A 22,929-nucleotide genomic window follows, 5' to 3' on the forward strand; every position below is an offset into this window, starting at 1 on the left:
GTCACGCTCCCGGCTTCTGGGTGTGCCGCTTCTCGGTGTGCGGCTTCTCGGTGTGCAGCTTCTCGGTCAGCACGGCGGCGATCCGTGCGAGGGGTTGCGGCCGGGTCAGCTCGCCGTGGGCGCAGGCCAGGCGGTGGCTCTCGATCCGGCCGTCCAGGTACGGCCGCCAGCTCTGCTCGTACGGCCAGTCGGCGGGCTTGCCGGTGGTCGCCCCGAAGAAGACGGCGTCCCCCCGGTAGCGGGCCGGCACGTGCTCGGCCATCAGCTTGCGGTGCCGGTCGAAGACCTCCGGCAGCACGGCCACGGCCTCCCCGAGCACGGCCCGCAGATCGGCGAGTCCCCGGCCGTCCGCCGGGTCGTGGCCGAGCGAGTGCAGCAACTCCGCGAGGGTGTCGGCGGTTTCGACGGGCGGGGCGTCGGCGGTGCGGACCGCCGGGGCGCCGTCGAGCAGGGCCAGCAGGCCGACCTCGGCGCCCTCGGCCCGCAGCCGCACGGCCATCTCCTGCGCGACCACCGCGCCGAAGGACCAGCCCAGCAGGTGGTACGGGCCGTCGGGACGCACCGCGCGGATCTGCCGCACGTAGTCCTCGGCGATCTCGGCGACGCTCGCCGGCGCGTCGCCGCGCAGGCCCCGGGCCTGGAGGCCGTACACCGGCTGCTCGGGGCCGAGGTGGCGCAACAGCCCGGAGTAGACCCAGCTGATGCCGGCCGCCGGGTGGACGCAGAACAGCGGGGGCCGGTCGCCGCCGGCGCGCAGCGGCAGCAGGACGTCCAGCGCGTCGGGCGCCGGGCCGTGGCCGAGCCGTCGGGCGAGCCCGGCCACGGTGGGTGTCTCGAACAGCGCCCGCATGCCGGGGTCCGTGCCGAGGGCGCCGCGGACCTCGGCGAGCAGCTTCATGGCGAGCAGGGAGTGGCCGCCGAGGTCGAAGAAGTCGTCGTCGATGCCGACGGCCTCCAGGCCGAGCACCTCCGCGAACAGCCCGCACAGGATCGACTCCTGCGGCGTCCGGGCGGCGCGGCCGCCGGCGAGCTGCCCGAAGTCCGGTGCGGGCAGCGCCGTCCGGTCGAGCTTGCCGCTGCCGGTGAGCGGCAGCGCGGCCAGCGGGACGACGGCGGCGGGCAGCATGTAGCCGGGCAGGTGGCCGGCGGCGAAGGCGCGCAGTTCGGCGGGGTCGAGCGGGCCGTCGGCCACCACGTAGGCGACCAGGCGCAGTCCGTCCGCGGCGGGCAGCACGGCGGCGGCGCCGACCCGCGGGTGGAGCGTCAGCACGTGCTCGATCTCGCCGAGTTCGATCCGGAAGCCGCGGATCTTCACCTGGTGGTCGGTGCGGCCGAGGTACTCCAGCTCCCCGTCGCGGGTGCGGCGGGCCAGGTCCCCGGTGCGGTACATGCGCACGCCCGGTTCGAACGGGCAGGCGACGAAGCGTTCCGCCGTCAGGCCGGGGCGGCCCAGGTAGCCGCGGGCCAGGCCCGGGCCGGCCAGGTACAGCTCCCCGGGCACGCCCGCCGGGACGGGGTTGAGGTACTCGTCCAGGAGGTACGCCCGCACCCCGGCGACCGGGCCGCCGAGACCGGGGCGCTCCGCCCCGCCGAGCGGCCGGCCGAGGGCGTAGACGGTGGCCTCGGTCGGGCCGTACAGGTTGTAGGCGGTGGTGCCCGGCGCCGCGCGCAGGCTCGTCCAGAGCTGCTGGCCGACGGCCTCGCCGCCCAGCACCAGGACGGCCGGGGCGGCGCCCTCCAGCAGGCCCTCGGCGAGGAGCTGCTCGGCGTAGGACGGGGTGACGTCCATGGCGCCGATGCCCTCCGCGCGCACGTACCGCACCAGCGCGGCCGGGTCGCGGCGCAGTTCGTCGCCGATCAGGTGCAGCTCGTGCCCGGCGAACAGCCAGAGCAGGCTCTCCAGCGACCCGTCGAAGCAGAGCGAGGCGGTGAGCGCGACGCGCAGTCGGCCGTGCGCGGCCTCGGCGGCGGCGATCGGCCCGGCCCGGTGGACGGCCAGCAGGGCGGCGAGGCTGCCGTGCTGGACGACGACGCCCTTGGGGCGGCCGGTGGAGCCGGAGGTGTAGATCAGGTAGGCGGCGTGGCCGGCCGAGGCGCGCGGGGCCGGATCGGTGTCCGACCCGGTGGCCTCGGCGAGGGCCAGCACGGGGGTGCCGGCCAGCGCCTCGGGCCGGGGCCAGCCGTCGTCGGTGAGGACGAGGGCGGGGGCCGCGTCGGCGAGGGTGCGGGCGGTGCGGTCGGCCGGGTGGTCGGCGTCCAGCGGCAGGTAGGCGCCACCGGCCTTGTGCACGGCGAGCATGGCGACCACCGTCTCCGCCGAGCGCGGCAGGGCGAGGGCGACCACGGACTCGGGTCCGATGCCCCGCCCGATCAGGTGGTGGGCGAGCCGGTTGGCGCGGGCGTTCAGCTCGGCGAAGGTCAGCCGGACCTCGCCGCAGACCAGCGCGACCGCCTCCGGGGTGCGGGCGGCCTGGGCCGCGAAGGCGGCCGGGACCAGCGGGAGTTCGGCCGGCAGGGCGGCGCCGGCGGTCGGGAGCGCGGCGCGCTCCTCGGCCGACAGCAGCTCGATCCGGCCGATCGGCAGCTCGGGCCGGGCGGCCACCGCCGCCAGCAGCCGGCCGAGGCGCACGGCGATCGCCTCGACCGTCTCCCGGTCGAAGAGGTCGGTGGCGAAGTCGATCGCGCACTCCAGGCCGACGGGTGCGCCGTCCGCGTCGAAGGACTCGCCGAGGCCCACGCTCAGGTCGAACTTGGCGACCGTCCCGGCGGAGGACACCGCCGAGGCGTCCAGGCCGGCCGCGGCGAGCGGCGCCGAGTCGCCCCGGCCCTCCAGCAGCAGCATCACCTGGAAGAGCGGGTGGCGGGCCAGCGAGCGGGCCGGGTTCAGCTCCTCCACCAGGCGTTCGAAGGGCACGTCCTGGTGGGCGTGGGCGTCGAGTTGGGTCTCCCGGACGCGGGCCAGCAGCTCGGTGAAGCTCGGATCGTCGGACGTGTCGGTGCGCAGGACCAGGGTGTTGACGAAGAAGCCGACCAGCTCGTCCAGCGCCTCGTCGCCGCGCCCGGCCACCACCGAGCCGATCGGGATGTCGGTGCCCGCGCCGAGGCGGGTGAGCAGCGCGGCGAGGGCCGCCTGCACCGTCATGAACATCGTCACCCGGTGCCGGCGCGACAACTCGCCGAGAGCGCGGTGGAGTTCCGCGCCGTACGGGACGACGACCCGCTCGCCGCGGTGCGAGGCGGCCGCGCGGCGCGGCCGGTCGACGGGCAGCGACAGCTCCTCGGGCAGGCCGGCCAGCGCCTCGCGCCAGTGGCCGAGCTGGCGGGCGAGCAGGCTCTCCCCGTCCTCCTCCCGGCCGAGCAGTTCGCGCTGCCAGAGCGCGTAGTCGGCGTACTGGACGGGCAGCGGCGCCCACTGCGGGGCCGCGCCGCCGGTGCGGGCCGCGTAGGCCGTGGCGAGGTCGCGCAGCAGCGGGCCCATCGACCAGCCGTCCCCGGCGATGTGGTGCAGGACGAGGGCGAGCAGGTGCTCCCCGGGCCCGGCCGGGATGACGTGGGCGCGGACGGGCAGGTCGGCGGCCAGGTCGAAGGGACGGTCCGTGCAGCTCGCCGGCTCGGTGCCGGGCGGCAGCAGCTCGACCCGGACGCGGGCCTGCTCGACGGGCAGGATCCGCTGGTAGGGGGTGCCGTCGAACTCCTCGATCAGGGTGCGCAGGCTCTCGTGCCGGGCGACCACGTCGCCGAGGGCGAGCTCCAGCGCGGCGGCGTCCAGCTCGCCCGCCACGCGCAGGACGAGCGGCAGGTTGTAGAGGGCGCTCGGGCCTTCCATCCGGTCGATCAGCCACAGGCGCTGCTGGGCGAAGGACAGCGGGACGCGCTCCGGGCGTTCGCCCGCCGCGCTCAGTGCCGGTCGCCGCGAGCCGGTGCCCAGGCGGGCGGCCAGCCCGGCCGCGCTCGGCGCCTCGAAGACGTCCCGGATGCCCAACTCGGCACCCAGCGCCGCCCGCACCCGGCTGAGCAGCTTGGTGGCGAGCAGCGAGTGGCCGCCCAGGTCGAAGAAGTCGTCGTCGATGCCGACGCCCTCCAGGCCGAGCACCTCAGCGAACAGCCCGCACAGGATCTCCTCCTGCGGGGTGCGCGCCGCCCGGCCGGCCGACAGCGCCCCGAAGTCCGGTTCGGGCAGCGCCCGGTGGTCGACCTTGCCGCTGCCCGTCAGGGGCAGGGTGTCGAGCAGGACGACGGCGGCCGGCACCATGTAGCCGGGCAGCGCCCCGGCGGCGAAGCGCCGCAGTTCGACGGCGAGTTCGGGCGTCTCCCGGCCCGCCGCGCGGTGGCCCACCGCGCAGTGGGCGACCAGGCGCCGGTCGCCGGTGCCGCTCTCCCGGACGGTGACCACGGCCTGGCGGACGGCGGGGTGGCGGGCCAGCACCTGCTCGATCTCGCCGGGTTCGATCCGGAAGCCGCGGATCTTCACCTGGTGGTCGGTGCGGCCGAGGTACTCGAAGCCGCCGTCGCGGGTGCGGCGGGCCAGGTCCCCGGTGCGGTAGAGGCGCGCGCCCGGCTCGAACGGGCAGGCGACGAAGCGCTCCGCCGTCATTCCCGGCCGCGCCAGGTAGCCGCGGGCCAGGCCGGTGCCCGCGAGGTACAGCTCCCCCGGCACCCCCACCGGGACGGGGTTGAGGTACTCGTCCAGGAGGTACGCCCGCACCCCGGCGACCGGGCCGCCGAGACCGGGGCGCCGCGCCGCGTCGAACGGCTGGGTCAGCGCGTAGACGGTGGCCTCGGTCGGACCGTAGAAGTTGTGGCCGGCGGTGTCGGGGTGCTCCCGCAGCCGCTGCCACAGTGCCTGGCCGACGGCCTCGCCGCCGAGCAGCAGGAGGCGCGGCGCGGGTGCGTCCAGCAGCCCCTCCTCGATCAGCTGCTCGGTGTAGGACGGGGTGAGGTGCAGGGCGTCGATCCCGGCGGCGGCCGTGTGGCGGACCAGCGCGGCCGGGTCGCGGCGCAGCTCGTCGCCGATCAGGTGCAGCTCGTGCCCGGCGAACATCCAGAGCAGGGGCTCCAGGGAGGCGTCGAAGCAGAGCGAGGCGGTGAGCGCGATCCGCTGCCGGCCGTGGGCCTCCTCGGTGCCCCGGATCAGGCCGGCGCGGTGGGCGGCGAGCAGGGCGGCGACGGCGCCGTGCGGCACCACGACGCCCTTGGGGCGGCCGGTGGAGCCGGAGGTGTAGATGACGTAGGCGGCGTCGCCCGGGTCGAGGGCGCACCGCCCCGGGTCGGGCGCGGCGCCCTCGGCGGCCTCGGCCGGCGGGGCGACGTCGGTCGGCGGGGCGGCGTCCAGGACGGCCTGGCCGGCCAGCACCTCGGGCAGCGGCCAGCGGTCGTCGGTGAGGACGAGCGCCGGTCGGGCGTCGGCGAGCATGTGGGCGGTGCGCTCGGCCGGGTACTCGGCGTCCAGCGGCAGGTAGGCGCCGCCGGCCTTGTGCACGGCGAGCATGGCGACCACCGTCTCCGCCGAGCGCGGAAGGGCGAGGGCGACCACCGACTCCCGCCCGGCGCCCGCGGCCCGCAGGCGGTGGGCGAGCCGTTCGGCCCGGGTGTCCAGTTCGGCGAAGGTCAGCCGGACCTCGCCGCAGACCAGCGCGACGGCCTCCGGGGTGCGGGCGGCCTGGGCCGCGAAAGCGGCGGGCAGCAGCGGGAGTTCGTCCGGCAGGGCGGCGCCGGCGGTCGGGAGCGCGGCGCGCTCCTCGGCCGACAGCAGCTCGATCCGGCCGATCGGCAGCTCGGGCCGGGCGGCCACCGCCGCCAGCAGCCGGCCGAGGCGCACGGCGACGGCCTCGACGGTCTCCCGGTCGAAGAGGTCGGTGGCGTAGTCGAGGGCGCAGTCGATCCCGGCGGGCTCGCCGTCGGGGCCGAAGGACTCCTCGGCGATCAGGCTGAGGTCGAACTTGGCGGAGCCGTTGCCCGCCGCGAGCGGCTCGACGTGCAGGCCCGCCGTGGCCGGCTCGGCCCGCTCGTTGCTCTGGAGCACCAGCATGATCTGGAACAGCGGGTGGCGGGCCAGCGAGCGGGCCGGCCTGAGCTCCTCCACCAGGCGCTCGAACGGCACGTCCTGGTGGGCGTAGGCGCCGAGGGCGGTCTCCCGGGCGCGGCCGAGCAGTTCGGCGAAGCTCGGGTTCCCGGACGTGTCGGTGCGCAGCACCAGGGTGTTGACGAAGAAGCCGACCAGCTCGTCCAGCGCCTCGTCGGAGCGCCCGGCCACCACCGAGCCGATCGGGACGTCGGTGCCCGCGCCGAGGCGGGTGAGCAGCGCGGCGAGGGCCGCCTGCACGGTCATGAACAGGGTGACCCGGTGGGCCCGGGAGAGGGCGACCAGTTCGCGGTGGCACTCGGCGTCCAGGGTGAGCGCCACCCGGTCGCCGCGGTGGGAGGCGACGGGCGGGCGGGGGCGGTCCAGCGGCAGCGTCGCCTCGTCCGGGAGGTCCGCCAGGGTCTCGCGCCAGTGGGCGAGCTGGCGGGCCGCCAGGCTCTCGGGGTCGCTCTCCTCGCCGAGCAGCTCGCGCTGCCAGAGCGCGTAGTCGGCGTACTGGACGGGCAGCGGCGCCCGGCCGGGGGCGGTGCCCTCGGTGCGGGCCGCGTAGGCGCCGGTGAGGTCGCGGACCAGCGGGCCGAGGGACCAGCCGTCGCTGGCGATGTGGTGCAGCGCCAGGACCAGCACGTGCTCCTCGGCCGCGACCCGCAGCAGGGCGGCGCGGACGGGGAGTTCGGTGCGCAGGTCGAAGGCGTGGCGGCACAGCCCGGCCACCGTGGCGGCCACCTCGTCGGCGGGGCAGTCCCGGGTGTCGAGCGGGACCACGGCCTCCCCGGCCGGAAGGACGCGCTGGTAGGGGGTGCCGTCGAACTCCTCGATCAGGGTGCGCAGGCTCTCGTGCCGGGCGACCACGTCGCCGAGGGCGAGCTCCAGCGCGGCGGCGTCCAGCTCCCCCGTCAGGCGCAGCGCCAGCGGCGCGTTGTAGAGGGCGCTCGGGCCTTCCATCCGGTCGATCAGCCACAGGCGCTGCTGGGCGAAGGACAGCGGGACGCGGTCGGGGCGCTCACGGCCCGTACCGAGCGCCGCCCGCTCGGAGCCGGCGCCCAGGCGGGCGGCCAGCCCGGCCGCGCTCGGCGCCTCGAAGACGTCCCGGATCCCCAACTCGGCACCCAGCGCCGCCCGCACCCGGCTGAGCAGCTTGGTGGCCAGCAGCGAGTGGCCGCCGAGGTCGAAGAAGTCGTCGTCGATACCGACGCCCTCCAGGCCGAGCACCTCCGCGAACAGCCCGCACAGGATCTCCTCCTGCGGGGTGCGCGCCGCCCGGCCGGCCGACAGCGCCCCGAAGTCCGGTGCCGGGAGGGCGGACCGGTCCAGCTTGCCGTTGGCGTTCAGCGGCAGCGCGTCCAGCGGCACGATCGCGGCCGGCAGCATGTAGCCGGGCAGCGTCCGGGCGGCGGTGGCGCGCAGCTCGGCCGGGTCGAGCGGGCCGTCGGCGACCACGTACGCGACCAGGCGCAGCCCGTCCCCGTCGGGCAGGACGGCGGCCTGGAGCACCCGCGGGTGGGCGGTCAGGGCGCGCTCGATCTCGCCCAGTTCGATCCGGAAGCCGCGGATCTTCACCTGGTGGTCGGTGCGGCCGAGGTACTCCAGCTCCCCGTCACGGGTGCGGCGCACCAGGTCCCCGGTGCGGTACATGCGCGCGCCCGGCTCGAACGGGCAGGCCACGAAGCGCTCCGCCGTCAGGCCCGGCCGCGCCAGGTAGCCGCGGGCCAGGCCGGCGCCCGCGAGGTACAGCTCCCCCGGCACCCCCGCCGGGACGGGGTTGAGGTACTCGTCGAGGACGTGGCAGCGGGTGCCGGCGACGGTGCGTCCGAGGACGGGCCGCCCGGTGGCCTCCAGCGGGTGGGTCAGGGCGTCGACGGTGCACTCGGTCGGGCCGTAGAGGTTGTGGGCGGCGGTGCCCGGGGCCTCGCGCAGCCGCGTCCAGAGCGCCTGGCCGACGGCCTCGCCGCCGAGCAGCACCAGGGCCGGCGCGGGCTCCTCCAGCAGGCCCTCCTCGATCAGCTGCTCGGCGTAGGAGGGCGTCACCTCCAGGACGCCGATGCCCTGCCGGCGCGTGTGGCGGACCAGGGCCCGGGCGTCGCGCCGCACGTCGCCGCCGATCAGGTGCAGCTCGTGGCCGGCGACCAGCCACAGCAGGCCGTCCCAGGAGGCGTCGAAGCAGAGCGAGGCGGTGAGCGCGACGCGCTGCCGGGCGACCCCGGCCATCACGCCCGCGCGGTGGGCGGCCAGCAGGGCGGCGATGCCGCCGTGCGGCACCACGACGCCCTTGGGGCGGCCGGTGGAGCCGGAGGTGAAGATGACGTAGGCGGCGTCGGCCGCCGTGGCCCGCGGGGCCGGGTCGGTCTGCGGGCCTTCCGCGCCCTCGGCGAGGTCGAGCGCGGGGTGCCCGTCGAGCACCTCGGGCAGCGGCCAGCGGTCGTCGGTGAGCACCAGCGCCGGGCGGGCCTCGGCCAGCATGTGCGCCGTCCGCTCGGCCGGGTACTCGGCGTCCAGCGGCAGGTGGGCGCCGCCGGCCTTGAGCACCGCGAGGACGGCCACCACCGTCTCGGCCGAGCGCGGCAGGGCCAGCGCCACCACGCGCTCGGGGCCGATGCCCCGGGCGATCAGCGCGTGGGCGAGCCGGTTGGCGCGGGCGTTCAGCTCGGCGAAGGTCAGCGAGAGCTCGCCGCAGACCAGGGCCACCGCGTCCGGGGTGGCCGCGGCCTGTGCCTCGAAGACGGCCGGCACCAGGGGCACCGTCGCGGGCGGCGGGGTGTGGTCGGCCGCCTCCGCGGCGCGCCGCCCGGCGGGCAGGACGTCCAGCTCGGCGACGGACCGCCGGGGGTCGGCGGCGACCTGGCGGAGGACCGACTCCAGGGCGGCGGCCAGCTGTTCGGCGCTCTCGCGGTCGAACAGGTCGGTGGCGTACTCCAGGACGCCGGCCAGCCCCGCGGCGGCGCCCTCGGCGCCCTGCCGCTCGACCAGGCGCAGGGTGAGGTCGAAGGTGGCCGTCCCGAAGTCGACCGGCTCCTCCGTCACCGTCACGCCGGGCAGGTCCGGGCCGTCCTCGGCGGCGCCCGCGAAGGCCAGCATCACCTGGAACAGCGGGTGGCAGGCGGTCGAGCGGGTCGGGTTCAGCTCCTCCACCAGGCGCTCGAAGGGCACGTCCTGGTGCGCGTGGGCGGCCAGGTCGCTCTCCCGGACCCTCGCCAGCAGCTCGGCGAAGCTCGGGCGGCCGGACAGGTCGGTGCGCAGCACCAGGGTGTTGGCGAAGAAGCCGACCAGCTCCTGCACGGCCTCGTCGAGGCGGCCGGCCAGCGGGGTGCCGATGGGCAGGTCGGTGCCCGCGCCGAAGCGGTGCAGCAGGGTGGCGTACGCGGCCCGCAGGACCATGAAGAGGGTCACGCCGTGCTCGGCGGCGAGCTCGGCGAGCCGGGCGTGCAGGTCGGCGTCGAACTCCAGCGGGACGACCGCGCCGCGGTGGGTGGCGACCGGCGGGCGGGGGCGGTCCAGCGGCAGCGGGAGTTCCTCGGGCGCGCCGGCCAGCGCCTCGCGCCAGTGGGCGAGCTGGCGGGAGAGCGGGCTCTCGGGGTCGTCCTCGTCGCCGAGCAGTTCGTGCTGCCAGAGCGCGTAGTCGGCGTACTGGACGGGCAGCGGCTCCCACGGCGGGGCGTCGCCGGCGAGGCGGGCCCGGTAGGCGTCGGTGAGGTCGCGGTAGAGCGGGCCCAGCGAGGCGCCGTCCCCGGCGATGTGGTGGACGACCAGGACCAGCACGTGCTCCTCGGCCCCCTCGGGCCGCAGGTAGGCGTGGACCGGGAGGTCGGTGGCGAGGTCGAAGGTGTGGCCGGCGAGTTCGTCGCTCGGGCGGTCGGTGACGGTGAGCAGGCCGGTCGCGGGGGCGTCGAGGACCCGCTGGTACGGGGTGCCGTCGTGCTCGCCGAAGACGGTGCGCAGGGCCTCGTGCCGGTGCACGACGTCGCCGAGGGCGGCCTCCAGGGCGGCGGGGTCGAGCGGGCCGCGCAGCCGCAGGGCGAGGGTGACGTTGTAGGTGGCCGAGGGGCCGTCGGCCCGGGCCAGGAACCAGAGCCGGCGCTGGGCGAAGGAGAGCGGCACCCGCTCGGGCCGGACGACGGGCCGCAGCGCCGGGCGGGCCGGGGCGGGGGTGCCGGTCGCGCGGTCGGCGAGCCGGTCGGCGAGCCCGGCGACGGTCGGGGCCTGGAAGAGGTCGCCGATGGCGAGTTCGACGCCGAGCTCGGTGCGGGCCCGGCCGACCAGGCGGGTGGCGAGCAGGGAGTGGCCGCCGAGGGCGAAGAAGTCGTCGTCGATGGTGATGTCGTCGATGCCGAGGAGTTCGCCGTAGAGCTCGCAGAGCACCCGTTCGCGCTCGTCGCGGGGGGCGCGCCCGGTGTCGTCGGCGGCGAGGTCGGGGGCGGGCAGGGCGCGGCGGTCGACCTTGCCGTTGGCGTTGAGCGGCAGCGCGTCCAGCAGGACGACCACGGCGGGGACCATGTAGCCGGGCAGCACGGTGCCGGCGAAGGCGCGCAGCTCGGCCGGGGCGAGCGAGTCCTCGGCGGTGCAGTAGGCGACCAGCCGGGTGTCGCCGGGGCGGTCCTCGCGGGCGATCACGATGACCTGGCGGACGGCGGGGTGGCGGGACAGCGCCGCCTCGATCTCGCCGAGTTCGATCCGGAAGCCGCGCAGTTTGACCTGCCCGTCGATCCGGCCGAGGAACTCCACGGCGCCGTCGGCGCGCAGCCGCACCAGGTCCCCGGTGCGGTACATACGGCCGCCGGGCAGGTACGGGCAGGCGACGAAGCGTTCGGCGGTCAGGCCGGGACGGCCCAGGTAGCCGCGGGCCAGGCCGGCGCCGGCGAGGTACAGCTCGCCGGGGACGCCGGGCGGGACGGGGCGCAGCCGGGCGTCGAGGACGTAGCTGCGCATGTTGTCGAGCGGGCCGCCGATCGGCACCCGGGGGCCGTCGAGGTCGGCGGGGGCGAGCGGGTGGTGGGTGGCGAAGGTGGTGGTCTCGGTGGGGCCGTAGACGTGGGCGAGCAGCAGCCCGGGGCAGGCCTCCAGGACCCGGCGCAGCAGCACCCCGGAGGCGGCCTCGCCGCCGGTGCAGACGACGCGCAGGGCGGCGAAGGTCTCCGGGGCCTGCTCGGCGACGAGGTCGAACAGGGCCTTGGTGAGGAAGACGGCGGTGACGTCGTGGCGGGTGGTGACGGCGTGCAGGGCGGTGGCGTCGAGGGCGCCGGGCGGGGCGACCACGACGGTGCCGCCGGCCAGCAGCGGCGTCCAGATCTCGTAGGTGGCGGCGTCGAAGGCGTGCGGGGAGTGCAGCAGGACGCGCTGGTGGCGGCCGTCCTGCCAGCGCCGGTCGGCGGCGAGGTCGAGCACGTCGCGGTGGCGCACGGCGACGCCCTTGGGGCGGCCGGTGGAGCCGGAGGTGTACATCGCGTAGGCGAGCTGGTCCGGGTGGACGGGCACGCCGGGGCGGTGGGCCGGGGCGCCGGCCTCGTCGCCGGGGCGGACCACGGCGGCGCCGTGCGGGAAGCCCGGGTCGGCGCGGTCGGTGAGCAGCACGGGGGCGCCGGTGTCGGCGAGCACGCCGGTCATCCGCTCGGGCGGCAGGCCGGGGTGCATGGGGACGTAGCAGCCGCCGGCCTTGAGGACGGCCAGGGTGGCGACGACGACGTCGGCGGAGCGCTCCATCAGCATCGCGACGGGGGTCTCGGGGCCGACGCCGAGGGCGGTGAGGTGGTGGGCGAGGCGGTTGGCGCGGGTGTCGAGTTCGGCGTAGGTCAGGGTGCCGCCGTCGTGGACGAGGGCGGTGGCGTGCGGGGTGCGGTCGGCCCGGCGCTCGAAGGACTCGACGAGGGTGCCGCTCCACCGGGGGGCGTCGGTGGCGTTCCATTCGACGAGGATGCGGGTGCGCTCCTCGGGGGCGAGCACGTCCAGGGTGGCGATGGGCGCCTGCGGGTCGGCGGCGGCGCCGGCCAGCAGCCGGCCGAGCCGGTCGGCGAGGGCGGTGACGGTGGCGCGGTCGTAGAGGTCGGCGGCGTACTCGATCGAGCCGGTGAGCCCGGCGGGGGCGCCGTCCGGGCCGTGCTGTTCGGCGATGCCGATGTTGAGGTCGAACTTGGCGACGCGCAGGCCGATCGGTTCCGGTGCGCTCTCCAGCCCGGGCAGGTCGGGTGCGGCGTCCTGCCCGTGGTTCTGCAGCACCAGCAGGGTCTGGAACAGCGGGTGGCGGCCGAGCGCGCGGGGCGGGTTGAGCTCCTCGACGAGGCGCTCGAAGGGGAGGTCCTGGTGGGCGAAGGCGTCGAGCTGGGCCTCCCGGACCCGGCCGAGCAGTTCGGCGAAGCTCGGGTCGCCGGATGTGTCGGCCCTCAGCACCAGGGAGTTGACGAAGAAGCCGACCAGGTCGTCCAGGGCCTCGTCGGCGCGCCCGGCGACGCCGGTGCCGAGCGGGATGTCGGTGCCGGCGCCGAGCCGGGTGAACAGGGCGGCCAGGCCGGCCTGGAGGACGGTGAACAGGGTGGTGCGGTGGGTGCGGGCGAGGGTGAGCAGGGCGGTGTGCAGGCCGGCGTCCCAGGCGAGGTCGACGGAGTCGGCGGCGCCGGTGGGGGCGGGCGGTCGGGGGCGGTCGGTCGGCAGCTCCAGTTCCTCCGGCAGGCCCGCCAACGCGGTCCGCCAGTAGTCGAGTTGACGGGCGAGCAGGCTCTCGGGGTCGTGCTCGTCGCCGAGCAGGTCGCGCTGCCAGAGCGCGTAGTCGGCGTACTGGATCGGCAGCGGCTCCCACGACGGGGCGCCGCCGGCGAGGCGGGCCCGGTAGGCCTCGGCGAGGTCGCGCAGCAGGGGGCCGAGCGACCAGCCGTCGCCGGCGATGTGGTGGAGCACGACGAGCAGCACGTGCTCGGTCGGGGAGAGGGTGAACACCGTGACCCGGATGGGCAGTTCGCGGCTCAGGTCGAAGGTCTCGGCGGCGGCCGCGTCCCGGTGGGCGGGGTAGTCGGCCGGTGCGCGGTCCAGCACCAGGAAGCGCGGCCGCGCCTCCTCGGCGGGCAGGATCCGCTGCACCGGGACTCCCCCGACCACCGGGAACACCGTGCGGAGGGCCTCGTGCCGGGCGACCACGTCCGCCGTCGCGGCGCGCAGCGCGGCGGTGTCGAGCTCGCCGCGCAGGCGCAGGGCGAACGGCAGGTTGTACAGCGCGGTCGGCCCCTCGATCTGGTCGATCAGCCAGAGACGCTGTTGGGCGTACGAAACCGGGATCACGGTGCTTCCTCTACTCACGTCACGGCACGGCACGGGGTGTTCGGGATGGGGGCGGTCGGTCGGCGGTCAGACGGCGGCCAGGTCCGGGCGGACGCTGGGCCGGCAGTCCAGGACGTCGACCGGCTGTCCCATCGAGACGGCGATCCTGCGGTCGCCGCGGTACGGGTCCCGGCCGTGTGCGCAGAGCACGTTGTCGACCAGCATCACGTCGCCGACCTGCCACCGCTCGCGAACGGTCGCGGCGTGGTACGCCTCGTTGAGGGCGTCGACGTCGGCGCTCCCGAGCGGTTCGGCGTCACCGAATCCGGTGTTGAACGGCAGGCCGTCCGGGCCGAACTCCTCGGTCATCGCCTCGTGGATGTCCGGGTCGAGCGACCACTCGTTCCAGAACGCGAGGTGGTTGAACCAGACCTCCTCACCCGTGCGCGGGTGGTGGATGGTGGCGGGGCGCAGCTGGCTGGTGCGCAGGTTGCCGTCCGGGCGCCACTCGCAGGTGATGCCGTTCTCCCGGCAGTAGGCCTCGACCTCGGCGGGGTCCTCGGTGGCGAAGGCGGTGCGCCAGCCGAGGGAGACGTAGTCCGAGTAGGCGCGGGTGAGCGTCCAGCCGGAGGTCCGCCCCCGCTCGACCAGGTGTGCCGGCAGGTGGTCGAGCACCTTGCGGCAGTCGGCGGTCGGGGTGGCCCCGCCCTCCTCGGGGGCGATCAGGCAGGCGAAGAGCAGCCGGCCGGGGAACGTGAGGGTGTAGCTGTTCTCGTTGTGCATCCGGATCGGCTGGGCCGGCGGCAGGTCGGTCGAGGAGAAGACCCCGTTGCCGTAGTCGCTGCGCGGGGTGGCCTTCTCGCGGTAGGGGGTGCGCTCGGGGATGAGCACGTCGCGCACGGCCGCGACGTCCTCGGTGCTCGCGACCGGCAGGCCGCGCAGGAAGATCGTGCCGTGGCGGTGCAGGGCGTCGGTGAGCTCGGTCTCGTTCTCCCGCAGCCAGTCGCAGGCCTCGCCGAGGTCGGCGGTGCGCGGGGCGTGGGCGAGGGCCGGGCGGCCGGGGTTCAGTTCCCAGGTCGGCATGGTCGCGCTCACTGGTGGGCGAGGGAGGCGACCAGGCTGGCGGGCCTGATGTCGGTCCAGTTGGCCTCGATGTAGTCGAGGCAGCCCTGGCGGGTGTCCTCGCCGTGGACGGTGGTCCAGCCGGCGGGCACGTCGATCCAGACCGGCCAGAGGGAGTGCTGGTTCTCGTCGTTGGCCAGGACCAGGTAGCCGGCGTTGTCGTCCTCGAACGGGTTGCTCATGGTGTCCTCCTTGGGTTGATTCGAAGGTACGGGCGGCCCGGGGCCCGCAACGGCAGGAGGCGAGGCAGGTACGCGGCAGTTCGGTGCGGGTGGCTGCCGGCGCCGGACGTCAGCGCGGGAGGAGGCGGACCGGGAAGCGGTCCAGGCCGAAGTTGATGATCGAGCGGTTGTGGGTGACCGGCCCGGTCGGTTCGATGACGGCGACGCGTTCCAGCATCGCCGTGAACAGGGCGCCGAGTTCGGCCTTGGCCAGCGGTGCGCCGATGCAGTAGTGGGCGCCGAGGCCGAGGGCGAGGTGCTTGTTGGGGCTGCGGTCGAGCAGGATCTCCTCGGGCCGGTCGAAGGCCTCCGGGTCCCGGTTGGCGGACCACACCCAGACGGCGACCCGGTCGCCGCGCCGGATGGTGTGGCCGTCGAGTTCGGTGTCCCGGCTCGCGGTGCGCAGGGTGTGCAGCCCGACCGAGGTCCAGCGCAGGAGTTCGTCCAGGGCCGAGTCCATGCCGACCTCGCCGCGCTGCAGCTTCCGCCACAGTTCCGGGTTCCGGGTGAGGGTGTGCAGGCCCATGGCGGCGGTGTGACGGACCGTCTGGACGCCGCCGACCACGATGTTGTCCAGGTTGAGCACGACGTCCTCGACCGGCAGCAGCTTGCCGCCGACCCGGTAGGTCGCCATCTTGCTGATCAGGTCGTCCTTCGGGTTCGTCCGGCGCAGCATCACCTGGTGCAGCAGGTACGGGATGAGCTGCTGGTGGCCGGCCCGGCGCTCCTCGGGGGTGTTGCCGAGGAACGCGACGTCGCAGACCCGTTCGACCATCTCGCGGTCCTGCTCGGGGACGTCCAGGAGGTCGCACATGACGGACAGCGGGAGGGCGGAGACGGCGTCGACGAGGTCGACCTCGCCCAGTTCGACGGCCTTCTCGACGATCGAGGCGGCGAGGTCGGTGATGCCGCGGGCGGCGCCGCGCACCGGGCCGGGGGCGAAGAACGGGTTGGCGGGGGCGCGCAGTTCGCGGTGCCGGGGCGGGTCGGTGAGGGCCATCATCCGGCCGGAGCCGACCGGGACGTTGCCCTCGCCGGCGCCGAGCAGCGAGCCCTGTTCGGAGCTGTAGAGGGCGGCGTTGCGCAGCACCTCGGCGGAGTGCCGGTAGGAGAGCACCGACCAGACCTGCCCGTCGTCGACGGTGTCGGTGCGGTGGACGGCGGACTCCCGGCGCAGCTCCGCGACCAGCGCGGGGGTGTCGGGGCGGGCCCACAGGTCGGGGTCGGTGAGGTCGACCGCGGTGGTGGTTGGCATCAGTGCTCCGTCGTGGACTGGTGGGCGGCGCCGGGCCGCGCGATGAGGGAGGAGAGCAGGTCGACCGGGCCGGGCCGGTCGACGGTGGCGAGCAGGTGGCCGCCGGGGACGACGTGGTGGCCGGAGCCGCCGCGGGTGTGGGCGGCCCAGCCTTCGAGGCCGCCCACGGCGAGGAGGGGGTCCTCGACGCCGACGACGGTGTGCAGGGCGGAGCCGATCGGCGGGTGGGGCCGGGGCCGGTAGGTGTCGACCACGGCCAGGTCGGTGCGGATGCCGCGCAGCGCGTTCTCCTTCAGGTCGGCGTCGCCCTCGACGAGTTCGCCCATCCCGGCCAGCCGCAGCAGTTCGTCGGCGGTGTACCGGGGGCGGTCCGCCCCGGCCCAGGCGGCGGGCGGCGAGGCGGCGGCGGCGACGACCAGCTCGGGGCGCCGCTCGGCGGGCAGCGCCCGGGCGACCTCGTAGCCGAGCAGGGCGCCGAAGCTCTGCCCGTAGAAGCCGAACCGGCCGGTCAGGTGCGGGGTGAGGGCCTCCAGGACGGCGTCGACCAGCAGGTCGAAGCTCGCGGGCATCGGGTGGCCGAGCCTGCCGCCGCGGGCCGGCGGTCGCAGTGCCCAGACCTCGGCGGCCGGGGCGAGGGCGCGGGCCAGCGGGGTGTAGGCGGTGGCGTCGCCCCCGGCGTGCGGGAAGCAGAACAGCCGGTAGGGGCGGTGGGGTTGGGGCACTGGGACGAACAGCCAGTCCCCCTCGACGCGGGGCCGCACCCGCAGCGCGGTGGTCATGCGCCGGCCGCCCGGGCGCGGGCGGTCAGGGCGGGCCGGGGGGCGGCGGCGCCGGCCGCGGCGGCCTGCCCGACGGTGGCGGTGAAGGCGGCCAGGTCGGCCGAGTCGAGCAGGTGGCGCAGCTGGAGTTCGATGCCGAGCCGGCGGCGCAGCAGGTGGACGACCCGCAGCGCGGCGATCGAGTGGCCGCCGAGCGAGAAGAAGTCGTCGGTGGGCCGGACGCCGGTGACGCCGAGCACGGTGCTCCAGACCTCGGCGACCTGCTCCGCCAGTCCGCCGGTGCCGGCCGCCGCCTCCTGTGCGGGGGCGGCGGGGGCGACGGGGACGGGCAGCGCCGCCAGGTCGACCTTGCCGTTGGGGGTGAGCGGCAGGGCGTCCAGCACGGTGATCACCGAGGGCACCAGGTGGGCGGGCACGGTGGCCCGCAGCCGCTCGGTCAGCTCGGCGGCGGTGACGGCGCCGGTGACGTAGCCGGCCAGGCGCCGGTCGCCGGGGGCGGGCTCGTGGACGGTGACGGCGGCGGCCTGGACGCCCGTCAGCCGGGCCAGGGCGTGCTCGACCTCGCCGAGCTCGATCCGGTAGCCGCGCAGCTTGACCTGGCGGTCCACCCGGCCGACGTACTCCAGCCGGCCGCCCTCGCCGCGCCGGGCCTGGTCGCCGGTGCGGTACATCCGGGCTCCCGGCCCGCCGGACGGGTCGGCGACGAAGCGCTCGGCGGTCAGTGCGGACCGGCCGACGTAGCCGTGGGCGAGTCCGGGCCCGGCCAGGTACAGCTCGCCGACGACGCCGTCGGGGACGGCGGCGAGCTTCTCGTCCAGCAGGTGCAGGCGCACCCCGGGCAGCGGTTCGCCCAGGTGCGGCCCGGGGCCGCTGATCGGCGCGGTGACGGCGTCGACGGTGCACTCGGTGGGCCCGTACAGGTTGAGCGCGTCGATGCCGCCGTCGGCCAGCTCCCGCCAGGTGCGCTCGGGGACGGGCTCGCCGCCCATGAACAGCCGCGGCACCCGGGCGCCGGCGAGCGGCTCGCGCAGCAGTTCCCAGTGCGAGGGGGTCAGGTCGAGGTCGGTGACGGCGTGCTCGGCCAGCAGGGCGGCGACCCGGGCCGGGTCGGCGCGGTGCTCCTCGCCGATGACCAGGACGGTGTCGCCGCGGCAGATCCGGGCCCACTGCTGGACGGAGGCGTCGAAGGAGACGCTGGCGTTCCAGCCGACCACGCCGGGCTCGGCGCGGTAGGCGCCGGTGGCCTCCAGGGCCTCGACCAGGGCGGCGACGGCGCCGCGCGGCACCTCGACGCCCTTGGGGCGGCCGGTGGAGCCGGAGGTGTGGATGACGTAGGCCGGGTCGAGCGGGTGCGCCCCGGCCGGCAGGTCGGGCCCGTCGGCGGCGGCGTCCGGGCGCAGCACCGGCACGCCCTCGGCGGCCGGGAGGCCGTCGGCGCTGATCAGGGCGGCGAGCCCGGCGTCGGTGGCCATGAAGGCGAGCCGCTCGGCGGGGTAGGCCGGGTCGAGCGGGACGTAGGCGGCGCCGGCCCGCCAGACGGCGAGCAGGGCGACCGGCAGGTCGGCGGTGCGGCCGAGGTGGACGCCGACCCGGTCGCCGCGGCCGACGCCGAGGGCGCGCAGGGCGCGGGCCAGGGCGGCGGTGCGGCGGTCGAGTTCGGCGAAGTCCAGGCGGTCGGCGCCGGCCAGCACGGCGGTGCGCCCGGGGTGGGCGGCGACGGTGGCGCGCAGGCGGTCCAGCAGATCGGTCATGACGGGTCCTCAGAGGTCTCGGGCGGCGGCGGCCATGGTGTGCAGGGCGGTGGCGTAGGTGTCGATGAACTGCTCGGCGGTGCTGTCGGTGACCAGCGAGCGCTGGTGGTCCACCGCGAGCAGCACCCGCTGGGTGACCGGGTCCTGGATCACCGAGGCGCCGAAGGCGAAGCTGTTGGGTTCGTGGCGCAGGGTCGGCTCGGTGCCGATCCGGCCGTCCACGATGCGGGCCGAGCTGAGCCGGCCGAGGGCGTGGAAGCGCAGGTAGCCGAACTGGCTGTCCAGCGCGGTGTCGGTCATCAGCCGGGCGAGCCGGGCGAAGGGCACCCGGCGGTGCGGCATCATGTCCAGCTCCTCCCGGTGGACCTCGCGGACCAGGGCGAGCAGGTCGCCGGTGGGCTCGCAGCTCAGCGGGACGGTGTTGAGGAACAGCCCGTACACCTCGGTGCCGCCGAGCCGTTCCAGCCGGCCGTTGACGGCCAGGCCGGTGGTGACGCGCGGCTTCCCGGTGACGGCGGCGAGGGCGTGCAGGTGGGCGGCGAGCGCGACCGACTTGACCGGCACGCCGAGCGCGTCGGCGACGGTCCGCAGCTGGTCGGGCGCCTCGGGCAGCACCCGTTCGACGGTGCGCGGCGCCTCGTGCACGGACTCGCTGCCGGGGAACAGCTGGCCGCTGACGCCGGACAGCCGCTCGCGCCAGTAGCCGAGCGAGCGCTCGTCCCGGGCGGCCTGCCGTTCGACGGCCACGAAGTCGCGGAAGGCGGTGCGCGGCGGCGGGGTGGGCGCGCCGAGCGGATCGGCGGCGAGGGCGCCGTGGCGCTCCAGGATCTCGGTGAGCAGCGAGGTGAAGCTCCAGCCGTCGAGGATCGCGTGGTGCTCGGAGACGGTGAGCTGGAAGGCGTCCTCGGCCAGGCGCTGCACGGTGATCCGGAACAGCGGCGGGGCGGTGAGGTCGAAGGGCGTCCACCGGTGGGTGTCGAACACCTCGCGGATCGCGGTGTCCTGGTCCGCTTCGGCCGCGCCGCGCAGGTCGGCGAACTCGACGGGGGCGGGCAGCCGGCCGTGGACGAGCTGCAGCGGTTCGCCGTAGCCGGACAGGTCCAGGCCGGTGCGCAGCACGGCGTGGCGGTCCAGGGCCTCGGCGACGGAGCGGCGGAAGGCCTGTTCGTCGAGGTCGCCGGAGATCCGGTAGGAGTTGACGTTGTGGTAGCTGTCGGTGCCGCCGGCGATCTCCATGTGGAAGACCATGGAGAGCTGCATGGACACCATCGGGTAGGCGTCGACGACGCCGGGCGGCAGGTCGGCGCGGTCCTCCGGGGTGATCAGGGCGAACGGCTCGTGGGCGTCCGGGTCCTCGGTGACGGGCTTCGCCAGCGGCAGCAGGGCGGCGACGGTGGGGGCGTTGAAGACGTCGCGCAGGCTCAGCCCCCAGCCGCGCTCGTGCAGCGCGCCGGCCAGCTGGACGGCCCGGATGGAGTCGCCGCCGAGGTGGAAGAAGTCGTCGTGGACGCCGATGCCGTCCACCCCGAGGACCTCCGTCCAGACGGCGGCGAAGGCCTCCTCCTCCGGGGTGCGCGGCTCGACGTGGCGGCCCGCGGCGGCGGCGCTGCGCTGTCCGGGGGCGGGCAGGGCGGCGCGGTCCACCTTGCCGTTGACGGTGAGCGGCAGCGACTCCAGCACGGTGAAGGTCGCCGGGACCATGTACGGGGGCAGCGAGCGGCCGAGGAAGGCGCGGACGTCGGCGGGCTCGCGTCCGGTGACGTACGCGGCGAGGCGGTCCTCGTGCACGGTGACGACGCAGGCGTCGACGTCCGGGTGGGCGGCGAGGGCGTTCTCGATCTCGCCGAGCTCGATCCGGAAGCCGCGCAGTTTGACCTGGAAGTCGGCGCGCCCGATGTACTCCAGTCCGCCGCCGGGCAGCCGCCGGGCGACGTCGCCGGTGCGGTAGAGCCGGGCCCCGGGCGGGCCGTACGGGTCGGCGACGAAGCGCCCGGCGGTGAGGCCGGGGCGGCCCCAGTAGCCGTGGGCGAGGCTGCCGCCGCCGATGTACAGCTCGCCGGCCGCGCCGGGCGGCACCGGCCGCAGCCAGTCGTCCAGGACCTGGGCGCTCAGGTGCGGCATGGGCGTGCCGATCAGGCTGCGTTCGAAGCCCGCGCTGCCGGCCAGGTCGTGGGTGGTGACGTGGACGGTGGTCTCGGTGATGCCGTACAGGTTGCAGAGCCGGGCCGGGGGCGGCGGGTCGAGTTCGAACCAGCGCTGGACGACGGCCGGGTCCAGCGCCTCCCCGCCGAGCATGATCCACTTCAGCGCGGGCAGGGCGCGCGGGCTGCGGCGCAGCACCGGCTCCAGCTGGCGCAGCGCCGAGGGGGTGAGGCAGAGGCGGGTGACGCCCTCCTCCTCCAGCAGCTGGGCGAACTCCTCGGGCGAGCGGCTGGTCACGTACGGGACGACGACCAGGCGGGCGCCGTGCAGCAGGGCGCCCCACATCTCCCACACCGTCCAGTCGAAGGCGTAGCTGTGGAAGAGCGTCCAGGTCTCCTGCGGGCCGAAGCCGAAGTGCCGCTCGCCGTCCGCCATCAGCCGGCTGACGTGCTCGTGGGCGACGGCGACGCCCTTGGGGCGGCCGGTGGAGCCGGAGGTGAAGATGACGTAGGCGACGTCGCCGGGGCGGCCGGCGGCCGGCGGGCGGGTGTCCGGCCGGGCGGCCAGGTCGGCGGCCCCGGCGCTCAGGTCGTAGGCCTGCCAGGGGCCGTCGGGCACCAGGTCCGGGCGGTCGGTGACCACCAGGGCGACGCCGGTGTCGCCGAAGACCAGGGCGGCCCGGTCGGCGGGGGCGGCCAGGTCGACGGGCACGTAGGCGGCGCCGGTCTTGAGCACGCCGAGGACGGTGACCAGGACGTCGGCGGTGCGCTCCAGCAGCATGCCGATCCGGTCGCCGGGGCCGGCGCCGCGGGCGCGCAGGGCGTGCGCGAGGCGGTTGGCCCGGCGGTCCAGTTCGGCGTAGCTCAGGGTGCGGTCGGGGTCGCTGACGGCGGGCCGGTCGGGGTGGGCGTCGGCGGCCCGCTCGAACAGGTGGTGCAGGCAGTGGCCGGGGGTGTCGGTGGCCGTGCCCGCGTCCACGGGGCGGGTGGTCAGCCGCAGCACGGTGGCGTCGGGGTCGTCCAGGGCCGCGGTGAGCAGGGCGTCGTACTCGGCGGCCAGCCGGCGGACGGTCTGCGGGTCGAACAGCTCGCTGCGGTACTCGGCCTCGCCGCGCAGCTCGCCCCCGGCGTCCCCGCCGTCGAACACGGACCAGGTGAGGTCGAACTTGCTGGTGCCGTTGGAGCGCACCCGGCTGCGGGCGGTGGCCGCCGGGCCGAGCGCCAGCGGGCTGCGGTCCTCGCCGTGGGCGCCGAACACCACCTGGACCAGCGGCGGGTGCTGGGCGCTGCGGGCGGCGCCGAGCCGGTCGACGATCTGGTCGAAGGGCAGGTCGAGGTAGCCGTACGCCTCGAAGGCGACGTCCTGGACGTGCTCCAGCAGGTCCCGGAAGCCCAGCGCCGGCGCGAGCCGCAGGCGCAGCGGCAGCAGGTTCACGAAGTAGCCGAGCAGGTGCTCCAGTTCGGGGCGGTCCCGGGTGGTGACGGGGGTGCCGACCACCAGGTCGTCGGCGCCGGTCCAGCGGTTCAGCAGCAGGGCGAAGGCGGCCAGCTGGACGGTGAACGGGGTGACGCCCTCCGCCTCGGCCAGCGCGCGGACCCGCGCCGCCGTCCCGGGCGCGAGGCCGAACTCCTCGGTCCGGCCGGCCGCTCCGCGCTCGGCGGGCCGGGGCCGGTCGGTGGGCAGCTCCAGCAGGGCGGGGGCGCCGTCCAGCTGCTGCTTCCAGTAGGTCAGGTGCTCCTCGTAGGAGGTGCCGAGCTCCTCCTCGGCGCAGTCGGCGTACTGCACGGTCAGCTCCGGCAGCCGGGCCTGCCCGCCCCGCACCGCCGCGCCGTACAGCTCGGCGAGCTCGCGTTCGAAGACTTCGGCGGACCAGCCGTCCCAGACGATGTGGTGGACGGTGAACAGCACCGTGGTGCGCTCGTCGGCGAGCCGGAAGGCCTCGGCGCGCAGCAGCGGGCCGGCGGCCAGGTCGAAGGGCTCGGCGCAGCGGGCGGTGAGCAGGTCCTCCAGGCGCTCCTCCTGCCCGGGGCCGCTCAGCGGGCGCAGGTCGGTCACCGCGAGCGGCACGGCGAGGCGGTGGTGCACCTGCTGGCGGGGGCCGTCGGGGTGCAGCGCGAAGGTGGTGCGCAGCGTCTCGTGCCGGGCCGTGACGGCGTCCAGCGCGCGCTGGAGCAGGGCGAGGTCGAGCGGGCCGGTGACGTCGAGGGTCCAGGGGGTGCAGTAGGTGACGGCCCGCGGGTCGAGGCGGTCGAGGAACCAGAGGCCGCGCTGCAGCCCCGAGACGGGCGCGGTGCGCGCCGGGCGGTCGGACGGGCTCACGGCCTCGTTCCCTTCGTGT

At 76.2% G+C, this 22,929-nt stretch carries 7 protein-coding genes; all 7 read right to left on the reverse strand.

Annotation, left to right across the window (positions count from 1 at the left end; genetic code table 11):
- Window position 1 precedes the first annotated feature (1 nt).
- Window positions 2-13,342, reverse strand: coding sequence for an amino acid adenylation domain-containing protein (locus ACFVGO_RS04145; RefSeq protein WP_380630809.1), 13,341 nt, complete (start codon window positions 13,340-13,342; stop codon window positions 2-4).
- Window positions 13,343-13,408: 66 nt separating this feature from the next.
- Window positions 13,409-14,404 (reverse strand): TauD/TfdA family dioxygenase, encoded by a 996-nt coding sequence (locus tag ACFVGO_RS04150; RefSeq protein ID WP_359898259.1) that lies wholly within the window; start codon window positions 14,402-14,404, stop codon window positions 13,409-13,411.
- Between the two features lie 8 nt (window positions 14,405-14,412).
- Window positions 14,413-14,625 carry an MbtH family protein gene (locus tag ACFVGO_RS04155; protein WP_189922088.1) on the reverse strand — a complete coding sequence of 71 codons (213 nt, stop codon included), beginning with the start codon at window positions 14,623-14,625 and terminating at the stop codon, window positions 14,413-14,415.
- 109 nt (window positions 14,626-14,734) lie between these two features.
- Entirely contained in the window at window positions 14,735-15,919 is a 1,185-nt protein-coding gene (locus ACFVGO_RS04160; protein WP_359898260.1) for a cytochrome P450, read from the reverse strand.
- Entirely contained in the window at window positions 15,919-16,698 is a 780-nt protein-coding gene (locus ACFVGO_RS04165) for a thioesterase domain-containing protein (protein WP_359898261.1), read from the reverse strand. Before ACFVGO_RS04165 ends, ACFVGO_RS04160 begins: the two co-directional genes overlap by 1 nt.
- Complete coding sequence (locus tag ACFVGO_RS04170; protein ID WP_380630810.1) at window positions 16,695-18,449, reverse strand: non-ribosomal peptide synthetase; 1,755 nt, start codon at window positions 18,447-18,449, stop codon at window positions 16,695-16,697. The genes ACFVGO_RS04165 and ACFVGO_RS04170 overlap by 4 nt, the downstream gene beginning before the upstream one ends.
- 9 nt (window positions 18,450-18,458) lie before the next feature.
- A complete protein-coding gene (locus tag ACFVGO_RS04175) occupies window positions 18,459-22,910 on the reverse strand; it encodes an amino acid adenylation domain-containing protein (protein WP_380630811.1) in 4,452 nt (1,483 codons plus the stop codon).
- Window positions 22,911-22,929 lie beyond the last annotated feature (19 nt).

Origin of the sequence: Kitasatospora sp. NPDC057738 (assembly GCF_042798815.1) — a bacterium.
Taxonomy (GTDB): Bacteria; Actinomycetota; Actinomycetes; order Streptomycetales; family Streptomycetaceae; genus Kitasatospora; species Kitasatospora lactacystinica.

Bases quoted from the DNA above. Each gene is read 5' to 3' on its own strand.
- ACFVGO_RS04150 (WP_359898259.1), bottom strand. From the start codon at position 14,404: ATGCCGACCTGGGAACTGAACCCCGGCCGCCCGGCCCTCGCCCACGCC.
- ACFVGO_RS04170 (WP_380630810.1), bottom strand. From the start codon at position 18,449: ATGACCGATCTGCTGGACCGCCTGCGCGCCACCGTCGCCGCCCACCCC.
- ACFVGO_RS04155 (WP_189922088.1), bottom strand. From the start codon at position 14,625: ATGAGCAACCCGTTCGAGGACGACAACGCCGGCTACCTGGTCCTGGCC.
- ACFVGO_RS04165 (WP_359898261.1), bottom strand. From the start codon at position 16,698: ATGACCACCGCGCTGCGGGTGCGGCCCCGCGTCGAGGGGGACTGGCTG.
- ACFVGO_RS04160 (WP_359898260.1), bottom strand. From the start codon at position 15,919: ATGCCAACCACCACCGCGGTCGACCTCACCGACCCCGACCTGTGGGCC.